Source organism: Sulfuricella denitrificans skB26 (assembly GCF_000297055.2).
GTDB classification, from domain to species: Bacteria; Pseudomonadota; Gammaproteobacteria; order Burkholderiales; family Sulfuricellaceae; genus Sulfuricella; species Sulfuricella denitrificans.
Window position 1 is genome coordinate 1,103,745 of record NC_022357.1, and the last position, 13,830, is coordinate 1,117,574.

11 protein-coding genes and 1 tRNA gene are annotated in these 13,830 nt (G+C 55.9%); 8 read left to right on the forward strand and 4 right to left on the reverse strand.

Annotation, left to right across the window (positions count from 1 at the left end; all coding sequences use genetic code 11):
- Positions 1 to 21: 21 nt before the first annotated feature.
- From SCD_RS05450 to SCD_RS05460, 3 genes are read right to left on the reverse strand one after another with little or no spacing between them, the layout of a single operon-like run.
- Positions 22 to 2,088, reverse strand: coding sequence for an EAL domain-containing protein (locus SCD_RS05450; protein ID WP_009206114.1), 2,067 nt, complete (start codon positions 2,086 to 2,088; stop codon positions 22 to 24).
- A 3-nt stretch (positions 2,089 to 2,091) separates the two neighbouring features.
- The gene (locus SCD_RS05455) at positions 2,092 to 2,631 is read right to left on the reverse strand and encodes a YfiR family protein (RefSeq protein WP_009206113.1); all 540 of its coding nucleotides are present in this window, start codon (positions 2,629 to 2,631) and stop codon (positions 2,092 to 2,094) included.
- The gene (locus SCD_RS05460; protein ID WP_148290745.1) at positions 2,631 to 4,502 is read right to left on the reverse strand and encodes a TonB-dependent receptor plug domain-containing protein; all 1,872 of its coding nucleotides are present in this window, start codon (positions 4,500 to 4,502) and stop codon (positions 2,631 to 2,633) included. The genes SCD_RS05455 and SCD_RS05460 overlap by 1 nt, the downstream gene beginning before the upstream one ends.
- Before the next feature lie 272 nt (positions 4,503 to 4,774).
- On the opposite strand from SCD_RS05460, the gene SCD_RS05465 reads away from it, so the two are divergent.
- Both SCD_RS05465 and SCD_RS05470 read left to right on the forward strand, forming a co-directional pair.
- On the forward strand, positions 4,775 to 7,117 hold the full coding sequence (locus tag SCD_RS05465) for a DNA internalization-related competence protein ComEC/Rec2 (RefSeq protein WP_009206111.1): 2,343 nt from the start codon (positions 4,775 to 4,777) through the stop codon (positions 7,115 to 7,117).
- Between the two features lie 63 nt (positions 7,118 to 7,180).
- Complete coding sequence (locus SCD_RS05470; RefSeq protein WP_009206110.1) at positions 7,181 to 9,367, forward strand: RelA/SpoT family protein; 2,187 nt, start codon at positions 7,181 to 7,183, stop codon at positions 9,365 to 9,367.
- A 7-nt stretch (positions 9,368 to 9,374) separates the two neighbouring features.
- Here the strand turns inward: SCD_RS05470 and SCD_RS05475 are convergent, their stop codons facing one another.
- Entirely contained in the window at positions 9,375 to 9,575 is a 201-nt protein-coding gene (locus tag SCD_RS05475; RefSeq protein ID WP_009206109.1) for a hypothetical protein, read from the reverse strand.
- Positions 9,576 to 9,738: 163 nt separating this feature from the next.
- Here SCD_RS05475 and SCD_RS05480 point away from each other — a divergent pair, with 163 nt between their 5' ends.
- The 6 genes from SCD_RS05480 (at position 9,739) to rplT (ending at position 13,824) form a co-directional block, all read left to right on the forward strand.
- Positions 9,739 to 10,500, forward strand: a complete 762-nt coding sequence (locus SCD_RS05480; RefSeq protein WP_009206108.1) for a M90 family metallopeptidase — start codon at positions 9,739 to 9,741, stop codon at positions 10,498 to 10,500.
- Between the two features lie 52 nt (positions 10,501 to 10,552).
- Positions 10,553 to 10,629: transfer RNA gene (locus SCD_RS05485), tRNA-Val, on the forward strand.
- A 50-nt stretch (positions 10,630 to 10,679) separates the two neighbouring features.
- Entirely contained in the window at positions 10,680 to 12,596 is a 1,917-nt protein-coding gene (thrS, locus tag SCD_RS05490; RefSeq protein WP_009206107.1) for a threonine--tRNA ligase, read from the forward strand.
- A gap of 24 nt (positions 12,597 to 12,620) precedes the next feature.
- The gene (infC, locus tag SCD_RS05495; RefSeq protein ID WP_084607439.1) at positions 12,621 to 13,139 is read left to right on the forward strand and encodes a translation initiation factor IF-3; all 519 of its coding nucleotides are present in this window, start codon (positions 12,621 to 12,623) and stop codon (positions 13,137 to 13,139) included.
- 115 nt (positions 13,140 to 13,254) lie between these two features.
- The gene (gene rpmI, locus SCD_RS05500; protein ID WP_009206105.1) at positions 13,255 to 13,452 is read left to right on the forward strand and encodes a 50S ribosomal protein L35; all 198 of its coding nucleotides are present in this window, start codon (positions 13,255 to 13,257) and stop codon (positions 13,450 to 13,452) included.
- A 12-nt stretch (positions 13,453 to 13,464) separates the two neighbouring features.
- A complete protein-coding gene (gene rplT / locus SCD_RS05505; RefSeq protein WP_009206104.1) occupies positions 13,465 to 13,824 on the forward strand; it encodes a 50S ribosomal protein L20 in 360 nt (119 codons plus the stop codon).
- The last annotated feature ends 6 nt before the right edge of the window (positions 13,825 to 13,830 follow it).

Here is a 13,830-nt window from a genome sequence, read left to right on the forward strand (position 1 = left end):
CGATTTTTCAAGTCCAGTCTATCAAAGATTTTCCTGCTCAAGCAGTTTTCCAATCTGTTCTGCAGGAACGGGTCTGCTGAACAGGTAGCCCTGTGCGTTGCGGCACCCATTGGATTGCAGAAATTCCGCCTGTTCATCAGTTTCCACGCCTTCAGCCATGACGTGCATTTTCAGGCTATGCGCCATGGCAATGATGGCTGTGGTGATCGCGGCATCGTCGGTATTCTCGGGCAATTCCCGCACAAAGCTTTTATCCACTTTGAGGGTGGTAATGGGGTAGCGCTTGAGATAACTCATGGAAGAATAGCCGGTGCCGAAATCGTCGATTTCGAGCTGTATCCCGATTGCGCATATTTGTTCCAACTTTTCGATGGTCATAGTCCCAGCATCCATCAACATGCTTTCAGTCAGTTCCAGATGCAAGGCTGAGGGATCCGCCTCTGCTTCACGCACAATTTGCTTGATGCGTTCCACGAGATTGTCCTCCTTGAGTTGGCGTCCGGACAAATTTACCGACATGCTGAGATGTGTCAGCCCCAAATCGTGCCAGACTTTCAATTGCAGGCAAGCGGTTTTCAAGACCCATTCGCCAATCGGGACAATCAGGCCGTTTTCCTCGGCAATCGGGATGAACTCGACCGGGTTGACGATGCCCAGTTCTGGATGCATCCAGCGGATCAATGCTTCAACTCCGATCATCCGGCGTGTTTTCAGATCAATCTGCGGCTGGTAGTAGAGCGCGAACTCTTGCCGCTCCAGGGCGCGTCTGAGGCTGCTTTCCAGGGTCAGGCGCTTTTGTGCACCCTCTTTCATGTCGGGCAGGAACACCTGATAGGTGTTTTTGCCTTTGTTCTTGGCGTAATACATCGCCGTATCGGCATGCTTGAGCAGTTCATGCATGTTTGACGCATCATCCGGGCAAGCGCTGATGCCGATACTGGCGCCGATATAGAGTTCATTGCCATCAATCAGGATCGGCTCAGCCAGGCTGGACAGACATTTTTCTGCAACCTTCACGGCTTGGCTGATTTTTTCCACATTCTCCAGAATGATAGCAAATTCATCCCCGCCAATCCGGGAGATCACGTCGCCAAAGCGCAGGGTTTTGGACAGGCGTTCCGCCACGATACGAAGCAGGGCGTCACCGGCGTCGTGCCCCAGCGTATCGTTGACGATCTTGAAATTATCCAGATCGATGAACATCACCACGGCCCGTTCTTTGAACTGTAAGGCACGGCCTACCAGGGAGCCGAGGCGCTCGTTGAAGAAGTGGCGATTCGACAGGTTGGTGACGTTGTCGAAATGGGCCAGGCGGTCCAGTCGGATCTCAATGCGCTTGCGCTGCATGATTTCCGCTTCCAGTTCAGAATCCCGTTTCTGGATACGGTCCAGCATGAGATTGAATGAATTGGCTAGCTGGCCAATTTCATCGGATGTATCGCTATGGGCGCGAACGGTATAGTCGCCGAGCTCGAAAATGGTTTTACTGGTCCTAGCCAAAGACAGGATCGGATCAGTAATCTTTTTCTGCATACGCAACAGGATGATATTGGCAACTAGCAGGCTGATCGCCATGATGGCCAAAATGGCTGCCGAGTACCAGGCCAGCTGGATATAGACAGCGTACAAGCTGGCCTGAATGTAGATCGATCCAAGCGGCTTGCCTTTCAGATCAATCGGCTGAGAAAGGCTCAGGTGTTGCAATGAAAAATCGTAGCCAGTCTGTGGTGCTTGGGATGGGAGAATATGTTCTCCCATATCCTTAATATCCTGGCGATAACTGACGAATAACTTTCCCTGAGGGTCGTAGATGGCGGCAATTTCGATGTTGGCCGTGCCATGCAGCGAGGAGAGAATTTCCTGTGCGGCTTTCTGGTCGGTGAACATCATGGCGGCAGACACGTTTTCACTGATCATGGCAGCCTGGCTGTGCGTGTTTTCCAGCAGGCTGCGATTGAAAAAGTAGAACTGGGCGAGCAATAACAACAGGCTGGCCAATAGAATCACCGTTCCGCTGGTGGCCAGATTGAGCACTTTCAGCTTGGTAGCAATGGGCTGTTTGCGCAGCCAGTCCTGGGCGGAGTTCATTTTTTAGTAGACAGCTTTCGCCAGGCGCAGAAGTTTTGAACTGATGTTCAACCTGGCGCGTCGCGCAGCATCCAGGTTGACCTCGAAAGTAATTTTTTTCTGCTCAACCTCCAGTCCGATCATGACGCCTTGCTGGGCCGCGCCCTGCAGATCGGCAATGGTCAGGATGCCGGATTCGCGCGCGATGTCCAGAATGGCGGGCAGATTTCCCTTCTCGGATGCGCTGATAAACACCATCTGGCAACTACGCAGTGCGTTGCCATTAATCGCCACATGTTTGATGACCAGCTTGGCATAGCCTACCCGCTTGCCTTCAATGCTGCTTAATGCATTGTCAAACGGGTCGCTGCCCAGGACGCACAGATTGAGTGTTTCCGCGCTTTTCACCGGCCATTCGGTAAAGTTGGCAAAGTTGTAGATGAATGCCGCCTTGAGCGCATATTCTGGCGTGGGATCCGCATAGGCATAGGCCATCGGCAGGGATGCCCACAACAGGCTGATCCCGGTAATTGCCGATAGGAAATTGAGTAACAGTCGGTTCATTAAAATTTGTAAGTCATGTTTATACGGAAACTGCGCCCGTCCTGCTGGATCGATTCGAGATAAGTGCCATTTGAATCGTAATGCTCGTCCGAGGCAGGGTCGGTGCGGCGTCGGTCGAACAGGTCGTAGATGCTGGCGTACACCTCCAGATTTTTGGCGAGCTTATGGCTCCCCAAAGTCAGGTTGGTAATACCGTAGCCGCCGACCAGATTGCCAAGCGTATTCAGGCGCGCGCTGGCAAATTGCATTTCAAGCCCCAGTCGGGCCGCATCTCCGTACACCGGGGTAGTGTAGTTCAGTTTGGCCAGGCGCCGGGGGGAGTTGCTCAGCCACTCGCCGGAGTCGCTGTTTTTGGCCAACTGCCAGGAAATGCTGCCCTTGAGGCGGCTGTCGTCGGTCCACACACGCTCGGCTTCCAGTTCCAGCCCTTTGGCTTCCATATTGCTGTTCTGGAAGCTGATACCACTGGGTAAAGTTGTCAGGCCAATCAGGTTGTTGATCTTGTAACTGAACAGCGAAGCAGTGCCACGCAGGTCTTCGCGAAAAAAGTGCTCGATGGCCAGTTCCGTGGTTTTGATACTTTCCGATTTTAGATCGGGATTCAGAATGAGGCCGACGTCGTAGTAGCGCTCGTAGGCATTGGGCGCGCGAAATGCCGTGCCGTACAGCAGCTTCAAGGTGGTCTCGGGCTGCGCCTTGTAGATCATCGCCAGGCGTGGATTGGTGCTGGTGCCGGATTCGCTGTCATGGTCGTAACGGATGCCGGCATTCAGGATCAGTTGTTCATTCAGGGTGATTTCATCCTGCAGATAGAGCGCGTACGTGCGCTTCTTTGGATTGGTATCCAGATTGGAAGCGTAGGGTAGATCATCGAAGTTGAATAGCCTGCGCTCAAGATCCTGGCGAGTCTCCACACCGGCCATGATTTTCTGGCCGGACCAGGCCGTGCTCACCAGGCGCGCTTCAGCGCCCCACCATTTGCCGGTGCTGCCATCCTTGTTGGTTGGCGTTGGTTGTGAATAAGCATAATCGCCCTTGTAGCGAGTTTCACCGTAATACACTGATCCATATCCATCCAGCTTGGCGGAGAGTGTGTCAGCATAGGTCAGGTTCAGGAAGGCATGCTGGTCATCGGTATAGCTGCGCGGGTCGTTAAAGATTTGCCCATACGAAGCGGTGGGTATGCCTTTCTTGCGATCGTCCGCGCTGGCTGTCAGGGTAACAGCCCCCATTTTCCACTTGGCGAAGAATTGCTGGTAGCGGGCATAGTCCAGGCCCTGGGCTATGCCGTTGTTGCTGGCAGGGGTATCAAACTCCGGAAAATAACGGTCTTTTCCCTTGCTGTCGTAAGCCGAAACGCTGAGCAGCAGATCCGACCCGTTATCCAGCGTGCGCCCCAGGCTGGCTCTGGCTTTGGTGGTGTTCAGGCTGGCCAGTTCCAGCGCGGCTTCCGTTCCCTCTATGGACTTGCCTTGCTTGGTAATCACATTGATCACGCCAAAGAAGGCATTGGCCCCGTATATGGCGGAACCCGGGCCTGGCACGAACTCGATGCGCTCGATCATGGCCATGTCGAGCGGGAAGTCGGTGCCTATGGGGGCCTGGTCGTAGATGTTGTCATTCAGGCGGTAGCCATCCACCAGCAATAGAACGCGGGTGTTGTAATCGCCCGGGCGCCCGAAACCACGGGTGCCGATGTAGCTATAGTTGCGGTCATAAGCGATGTACACCCCGCGCAGGCTTTTGAGCGCGTCGGTCAGGGTACGATAGCCATAGCGCTTGATATCGTCGGCGCTGATGATGCTGACGGTGGCGGGCGCTTCGCTGGTTTTTTGCAGAAACTTGGAAGCGGTGTAGACCTCCAGATTCATTAATTGCTCGATGGACAGGGCAGTGAGGTCCTGTGCTTTGCCTAGGCCGGGGCTGCCAAAGATCCCGGCTAGTAAGAGGGCAAGGGTAAGTTGAAAAAAACGTGGGCGACGAAGGGTGAGCTTGGTAACAGAATGCAAAATGTATAGCTGGGGGTCAGTTTCTGGTGTTGCTAACTGAATATTATTGTTTTTTTTCACTATCAATTTCCCCGTTCATTCAATTAGACTGATTTCGAGTGAGTTCATTATATACACATAAGATTGCCAATGGCATGACCAGCAATATTCTCGCTTTCGTCCTGGGTGTCTGGTTGCTGCAACAGCAGGCCGCGCTGCCGACTCTGGTCTGGACGCTTCTGCTGCCGCTGATGTGGCTGGTTAGCCGTTTTCTTCCGGCTTTGCCGCGCGAGGTATTGGCCAAGGTGTTTTTTCTCGGGCTCGGCTTTTTCTGGGCTGCCTTCATGGCTCAGCAACGGTTGCAAGATGCCTTGCCCACTGCCTGGGAAGGACGCGATATTCAGGTCGTTGGCGTGGTGGCTGCCCTGCCAGCGACGAATGAACGCGGCATGCGTTTCGAGTTCGATGTCGAGCGTGTGAAAACCCTGGAAGCCGTCGTGCCTCATCACATCCAGCTTAGTGCCTATAGCGAGGGTTTCGGCAAGAAAGCATCCGATGCCGCACTGCCCGATTTCCACGCCGGCGAACGCTGGCAGCTGACGGTGCGCCTCAAGCGCCCGCATGGCAACGCCAATCCGAACGGTTTCGATTTCGAGGCGTGGCTGCTGGAACGCAATATCCGCGCCTCCGGCTATGTACGTCAGGAGGACAGCAACCGCCGCTTGGCAGAACACGTCTATCGCCCCGGCTATATGGTCGAGATGCTGCGCGAGCGGGTGGCACAGCGGTTCCAGACTGTGCTGGGCGAGCGGCCCTACGCTGGAGTGCTCAAGGCGCTAGCGGTGGGCGAGCAGAATGCGATTTCACCCGATCAATGGAGGGTGTTTTTGCGCACCGGGGTAAATCATTTGATGTCGATCTCCGGATTGCACGTCACCATGATCTCCAGCCTGGCTTTCGCACTGGTGTACGGTCTGTGGCGGCGCAGCCAGAGTCTTACCCTGCGCCTGCCGGCACGCAAGGCAGCTGCTGTGGCGGGTGCCTTGGCCGCCTTGCTTTATGCGCTGCTGTCTGGATTCGGCGTGCCGACCCAGCGTACCCTGTACATGCTTTCCGTGGTGGCCGCAGCGTTGTGGCTGGGGCGCGCCAGCTCGGCTTCGTCGGTGCTGGCGCTGGCTGTTCTGGTGGTGCTGCTGATAGATCCGTGGGCGGTCTTATCGCCGGGTTTCTGGCTGTCGTTCGGCGCGGTGGCGGCGATTCTTTATGTTGGCGTAGGACGCCTTGGCAGACCGCACTGGTTACGCGCGTGGGCCAATGTACAGTGGGCGGTGACGCTTGGCCTGGTCCCGGCTTTGCTGCTGATGTTCCAGCAGGTGTCTATCGTTTCGCCGCTGGCCAATGCTTTTGCCATCCCGGTTATCAGCCTGGTGGTAGTGCCGCTAACCTTGGCGGGAGCGATTCTGCCGCTGGATTCCCCGTTGCTCCTGGCACATCAAGTGATGACGTGGTGCATGGCCGCGCTGGAGTGGTTGAGCCAGATGCCGGATGCGGTGTGGCAGCAGCACGCTCCTCCGCTGTGGACAGTGTTGGCAGCAGCGATCGGCATCTTCTGGCTGTTGCTGCCGCGTGGTTTTCCTGCACGCTGGCTGGGGGCGGCGGGACTCATGCCGATGTTCATGGTGTTGCCGCCGCAGCCCGAGCAGGGTGCTTTGTGGCTTAGCGTGCTGGATGTTGGGCAGGGGCTGGCAGTGGTAGTGCAGACCCGGAACCATGCGCTGCTTTACGATACCGGCCCGCGCTATACCGCCGATGCTGACAGCGGCAGCCGCATCGTGGTGCCTTACCTGCGCGCTGCCGGCATTAAGCGGCTCGACGGGCTGATCGTGACCCATGACGACAGCGACCACAGCGGCGGGGCAGCGTCCGTGCTGGATGCGGTTCCGGTCGGCTGGCTGGCATCATCATTACCCGCAGATAGCCCTATCCTGCCCCATGCTCGAAAGTCGCTGCCCTGCTACGCCGGCCAATCCTGGGAATGGGATGGGGTGCATTTTGAAATGCTCCATCCAGGCTGGGAAAGCTACGCCGACGAGCACCTCAGGAACAACGCCCGCGGCTGCACGCTGAAAATCACTTCGCCCTACGGCAGCGTATTGTTGCCTGCCGACATCGAGCGTGAATCGGAAGCGGAAATCCTCGCGCGCACGCCTGACGCTCTCGCCGCCACGCTCCTGGTGGCACCTCACCACGGCAGCAAGACCTCTTCCACCGAGGCGTTCATCCACCAGGTTAATCCATCCATCGTGATTTTTACTGCGGGATACCGCAACCACTTCGGCCATCCCAAGCCGGAAGTGGTGGAGCGCTACCGGGTGTTGGGTAGTCGGTTGTACCGCTCGGATTTCGACGGCGCAGTACTCCTGCGCTTTGAGAAGGAAGCTGGCGTCAAGCTGCAAACCTGGCGCCAGGAGAGACATCGCTACTGGCAGGAACGGTAAGTTGGGTTACGGCTTTCAGCCTGCCCAACCTATATTACTGGCCAAGTCTGCTATTATTCCCCCATGGTTTCCGTCCATTCTTCTCACACGCTGCCGACCGGCGGTGATCAACCTGATTTCCCTTCCTGGCTGGAATCTCTGGGCATAGAGCTCAGTCCCCAAGGACGGGGAACCCTATTGCATGCTTGCGAGTTTGCGCAGGAACTTAACACCGAAGATCCGGACGCCATGAGACATGTGCTCGGCACCGCGGTTATTCTGGCACATCAGAACCTGGATCAGGAAAGCATTGTTGCCGCAATCCTGCAGGGAGCGGCAGAGCACGATCCGGAAGTGTTAGCCAAAGTGGCGGCTATCTTCGGCGAAGGGGTCGCCCGTCTGGTGGACGGTGTTGCCCGCATGGGCCAGATCAGCGAATACAGCGCACCGGCAGGTGGCGACAAGCGTGAGCAGGGCGCTCACATCGAGTCGTTGCGTAAAATGCTGCTGGCGATGGTGGAAGATATTCGGGTGGTGCTGATCAAGCTGGCCGAGCGCACCCAGGCCATGCGCGAGCTTTCGCATGCTGACGAAGACACCCGCCATCGCGTAGCGCATGAGGTGCAGGATATTTTTGCGCCGCTGGCGAACCGTCTCGGTGTGTGGCAGGTGAAGTGGGAGCTGGAAGACCTGTCGTTCCGCTACCTCGAGCCTGATCTTTACAAGAAAATCGCCCGCCTGCTGGACGAGAAGCGACTCGGCCGCGAGCAGTACATTGCGGACGTGCGCGAGCAGTTGCGCCAGGAACTGCATAAGAACGGTGTCGTTGCTGAGGTGTCTGGCCGTCCCAAGCACATCTACAGCATTTACAAAAAGATGAAGCGCAAGGGGGTAGATTTCTCCGAGGTCTACGATGTGCGCGCAGTGCGGGTGCTGGTGAACGACCTCAAGGACTGCTACACCGCATTGGGCGTGGTTCATAGCCTGTGGCAGCCGATCCCGGGCGAGTTCGACGATTATATTGCCCATCCCAAGGGCAACGATTATCGCTCTCTGCACACCGCTGTAGTCGGGCCTGAGGAAAAGGCGCTGGAAGTCCAGATCCGTACCCACGACATGCATAACCATGCCGAGCTGGGCGTGGCGGCACATTGGCGCTACAAGGAAGGCGGCAGACAGGACGCCGGGTTCGAGGAAAAAATCGCCTGGTTGCGCCAGATCATGGAGTGGAAGGAGGATGTCCACGATGCCGGCGAGCTGATGGAGCAATTCAAGACCGGGCTGTTCCAGGATACGGTTTACATTCTTACTCCCCAGGGCAAGGTAGTGGCGCTGTCAAAAGGGGCGACCCCGATCGATTTTGCCTATCATGTTCACACCGATCTGGGTGATCGCTGTCGTGGCGCCAAGGTGGACGGCAATATTGTGCCGCTCACTTACCCGTTACAGAACGGTCAGCGCGTCGAGATCATCACCGTGAAGCAAGGCGGGCCTTCGCGCGACTGGCTCAACTTCAACCTGGGCTATGTCAGGACCTCGCGCGCCAAGGCAAAAATTCGCCACTGGTTCAAGCATCAGCACTACGAAGAGAATGTCGCTCAGGGGCGCGAGGCGCTGGAAAAAGAAACCCACCGCCTTGGTCTGCCCCTGCCCAACCTGGAAACGCTGGCGCAGAAAAACCGCTTCGCCAGGCCTGAGGATTTGCTCGCTGCCATCGGCCGCGGCGACATTACTGCCCGTCAGGTAATGGCAGCGATCCAGGAAGAGGTCGTACCAAAAGAGGAAGAATGGCATCTGCCCGCACCCCGTGCGGGTATCGGCCCTTCTGCGTCCGGGGTGCTGCTCCATGGTGAGGGTGGAATGCTCACCACGATTGCCAAATGCTGCAAGCCCGTGCCGCCGGATGCAATCATCGGTTTCGTTACGCGTGGTCGTGGTGTGGCGATCCACCGTCAGGATTGCCCGAATGTTCTGCATTTCGATGAGAGCCAGCGTGACCGGTTGCTAGTCGCCAGCTGGGGAACGAAGAGCGGCGGCCATTACGAGGTGGATATCGAGATCGAGGCGAATGACAGGCAGGGGTTGCTGCGTGATGTTTCCGAGGTGATGACGCGCGAGAAAATCAATGTCACCGCAGTGAGCACGCTAAGCCGGGGGCTACAGGCGGGAATGCGATTTACCGTGCAGATCGCTGATCTTGATCAGCTCGCGCGCATCATCGCACAGATCCGGGAAGTGCCCGGTGTGGCTGGGGCGTGGCGGCGCAGCTGATCGGTTTTCAGTGAGTTTGTTTAAACAATTGATATTTCGATGCCTCAAGTTGTTCGGCGAGTTCCACAAAGCCGTCGCTCTTGGCGAATGTTGCAACTTTGTCCCAGGAGTCGTTGCGGTCAATCGATTTGGCGGTCTTGCAGTCGGTTGGAATGCTCTTGCGGAACTCATACAGCATTGCTTCGGTTTGAATGATCAAACTATTCATTTTGTCCCTCCGTGTCGTGTTTACTCGTTGACAGGAACCTTTCAATGGAAGGGGAGTGCCTTCCATGAATTACTTAAATATAGAGGATAAAAAATGATTTAAAGATATTTTTAATACGATAAAAAGATCTTTAAATCAATGATTTGTGTCGTTTTAGGATGCCATGGTGTGGAGTTTCAGGAACTGGCGCAGGAGGCGTATCCAGGCGCACGATACCCTGCCCGAACCGGCATGGCGGGATGCTATTTCATCCTTGCCGTTACTGGGTGGTTTGTCAGGCGACGAGATCATTCGATTGCGCGAACTGGTGATTTTGTTTTTGCACGAAAAAGAACTGGTCGCGGCGGATGGATATGTCTTGAGTGGCGACATGAGGTTGAAGATTGCCGCACAGGCGTGCTTGCCGATTCTCAATTTGGGTCTGGACTATTATGCGGGCTGGGTGTCGATCATCGTCTATCCAGACGAATTCGTGCCGGAATACGAATTCATGGATGAAGACGGGGTGGTGCACCATATACGCGAACCGATGATCGGCGAATCATGGGAGCGTGGGCCGGTGATACTTTCTGCCGCTGATGTGGAACGTTCCGGCGAACTGGATGGTGTCAACGTAGTAATCCATGAATTCGCCCATAAGCTGGATATGCTGAATGGTGCGCCGGATGGGTTCCCGCCGCTGCATCATGAAATGGATCGGGTCGCCTGGACCCAGGCTTTTTCCAGTGCATTTGACGCCTTTAGCGCCAAAGTCGAATCCGGGGTGGGAACGATGATCGACCCTTATGCGGCGGAGAGCCCGGCAGAATTCTTCGCTGTGATGAGCGAGGCTTTTTTTGAAATCCCCCGCTCTCTGCTCGGGGAATATCCTGAGGTGTACCGGCAACTTGCCGCTTTTTTTCGTCAGGATCCGGCAGCCCGGTAAAGCGTTATTTGAAACGGCGGGAAAATTAAGATAGAATGCCGTTTCGTTTTTTAGGCGCGTAGCTCAGCTGGTTAGAGCACCACCTTGACATGGTGGGGGTCGTTGGTTCGAGTCCAATCGCGCCTACCAAATTCTTAAAAAGTGCGGCCATGCCGCACTTTTGTTTTGGTAGGGTTGTTATGCCTGTTATTCGCTTGCCTGATGGCTCCGAGCGTAAATTCGATCAGCCAGTAACGGTAGCCGAAGTGGCTGCCAGCATCGGTGCGGGCTTGGCTCGTGCGGCGCTGGCCGGCAAGGTCGATGGCAAGCTGGTGGATACATCCCATCGCATAGAGACCGATAGCAATCTGGCGATCATCACCGACCGGGATGCCGAAGGTCTGGAAGTGATCCGCCACTCCACTGCGCATCTCCTGGCGCAAGCCGTAAAATCTCTTTTTCCGGATGCTCAGGTCACCATCGGCCCGGTGATCGATGATGGTTTCTTTTACGATTTCTCCTATAAGCGTCCGTTCACGCCTGATGACTTGCTGGCCATTGAAAAGAAAATGGCGGAGCTGGTCAAAGCCGACCTGAAAGTCGAGCGTAAGGTGCTGTCGCGTTCCGATGCCATTACCTTCTTCAAGGATTTGGGCGAGCAGTACAAGGCGCAGATCATCGAATCCATACCCAGCGACGAAGATCTGTCTCTGTACACTCAGGGCGATTTCACCGACCTGTGCCGTGGCCCGCATGTGCCTTCCACGGCCAAGCTCAAGGTGTTCAAGTTGATGAAGGTGGCCGGCGCCTACTGGCGCGGCGATTCGAAGAATGAAATGCTGACGCGGGTGTATGGCACCGCCTGGGCGAAAAAGGAAGACCAGGAAGCCTATCTGCACCGTCTGGAAGAGGCCGAGAAGCGCGATCACCGCAAGATCGGCAAGCTGCTGGACCTGTTCCATACCCAGGAAGAAGCGCCGGGTATGGTGTTCTGGCATCCAAATGGCTGGACGCTTTACCAGATCGTCGAGCAGTACATGCGCGGCGTGTTTCGCGACAACGACTACCAGGAAATCCGCACACCGCAGGTGGTAGACCGCAGTCTGTGGGAGAAGTCGGGTCACTGGGACAAGTTCCAGGCGATGATGTTTACCACTCATTCGGAAAACCGCGACTACGCGGTCAAGCCGATGAATTGCCCGTGCCATATCCAGGTATTCAACCAGGGCCTGAAGAGCTACCGCGACCTGCCCCTGCGGCTGGCGGAATTCGGTTCCTGCCACCGCAACGAGCCATCTGGCACGCTGGCCGGCATCATGCGGGTGCGCAATTTCACCCAGGACGACGCCCATATTTTCTGCACCGAAGCGCAGATCCAGGATGAAGTGGCGACGTTCATCGATCTGTTGCAAAAGGTCTACGCTGAATTCGGCTTCGCTGACATCGTCGTCAAGCTATCCACCCGGCCTGAGCAGCGTGTCGGCTCCGACGAGGAGTGGGACAAGGCCGAGGCTGCCCTGGAAACGGCGCTCAAGCGCAAGGGTCTGGAATTCGAACTGCAGCCAGGCGAAGGCGCATTCTACGGGCCCAAAATTGAATTCTCGCTGCGTGACTGCCTGAATCGTGTCTGGCAGTGCGGTACCATCCAGGTGGACTTCTCCATGCCTGGCCGGCTGGACGCAACCTATATCAACGAAGAGAGCGCCAAGCAGACGCCGGTCATGCTGCACCGCGCCATTCTCGGCTCGCTTGAGCGTTTCATCGGTATTCTGATTGAACACTACGCTGGGGCTTTTCCGATGTGGCTGGCGCCGCGGCAAATGGTGGTCATGAATATCACCGATGCCCAGGCGGATTATGCGCGTGAGGTGGTGGCTGAGCTCAAAAAGAATGGTCTGCGCGCCGAGGCGGACTTGAGAAATGAGAAAATAACCTATAAAATACGGGAACATAGTTTGCAAAGGTTGCCTTATCTCCTGATTGTGGGGGACAAAGAGGTGGCTTCGAAACAGGTTGCCGTGCGTACTCGTAAGGGCGAAGACCTAGGCCAGATGCCGCTGGAAGCGTTGATTCAGCGGCTCAAGGGCGAGGTTGCCGAGAGGGTAGGCGCGGTTTAATTTTTTTGATTTGGAGGTTTTGCTATCGCTCAGGAAAAAGAATCACGAATTAATGGCGAGATTAATGCGCCCGAAATTCGTTTGGTCGGTGTGGAAGGTGAGCCGCTAGGCATAGTTAGCCTGGCAGTGGCCATGGGTATGGCGGAAGAGGCCGAGATCGATTTGGTCGAGATCGCTCCGCAAGCTCAGCCGCCGGTGTGCCGTTTGATGGATTACGGCAAGTTCAAGTACCGCGAAAGCAAGAAGCAGCACGAAGCCAAGCTGAAACAGATCCAGATCAAGGTCAAGGAAATCAAATTCCGTCCGGGAACGGACGAAGGCGACTACCAGATCAAGTTGCGCAATCTGATCAAATTTCTGGAAGAGGGCGACAAGTGCAAGATCACGTTGCGCTTCCGCGGTCGGGAGATGGCGCACCAGGAGATCGGTTTGCGGCTCCTCAAGCGCGTTGAGGCCGATCTTCTGGAACATGGTACGGTCGAGCAGTTTCCGAAAATGGAAGGCCGTCAGATGGTGATGGTGCTGTCGCCGAAGAAGAAATAGTAGTTGTAAGTCCAGCTGGCAGCGTAAGTTGTCAGCTAAAAAGAAGTGGTGTTCAGGCTACCAAGTTTCCCCGCAGGGGAGCGCCTGACATCAAGCTAAAATGTAGGAGTTGTAAATGCCTAAGATGAAAACCAAGAGCGGCGCTGCCAAGCGCTTCAAGTCTCTGGGTGGCGGCGGTATCAAGCGCACCCATTCCCACCTGCGCCACATCCTGACCAAAAAGACGACCAAGCGTAAGCGTCAGCTGCGCGGTACTTCGATGGTTTGTGCGAGCGACATGAAGTCGGTTCGCGCCATGATGCCCTACGCGTAAGGAGACTGAAAAATGCCAAGAGTTAAACGTGGAGTAACGGCGCGCGCGCGCCACAAGAAAGTTCTGGTACAGGCCAAGGGTTTCCGTGGTCGTCGCAAGAACGTTTACCGCATCGCCAAACAGGCGGTGATGAAAGCCGGTCAGTATGCTTATCGCGACCGTCGCCAGAAGAAGCGTCAATTTCGTGCCCTGTGGATTGTCCGCATCAACGCGGCAGCTCGCGAACTAGGCCTGACTTACAGCGTGTTCATGAACGGCATTAAGAAAGCCGCGATTGAAGTGGATCGCAAGGTCCTGGCTGATCTGGCTGTGTTCGACAAGCCCGCTTTTGCACACATCGTGAATCAGGTAAAAGCTCGCCTCGCTGCTTAAGCTGTA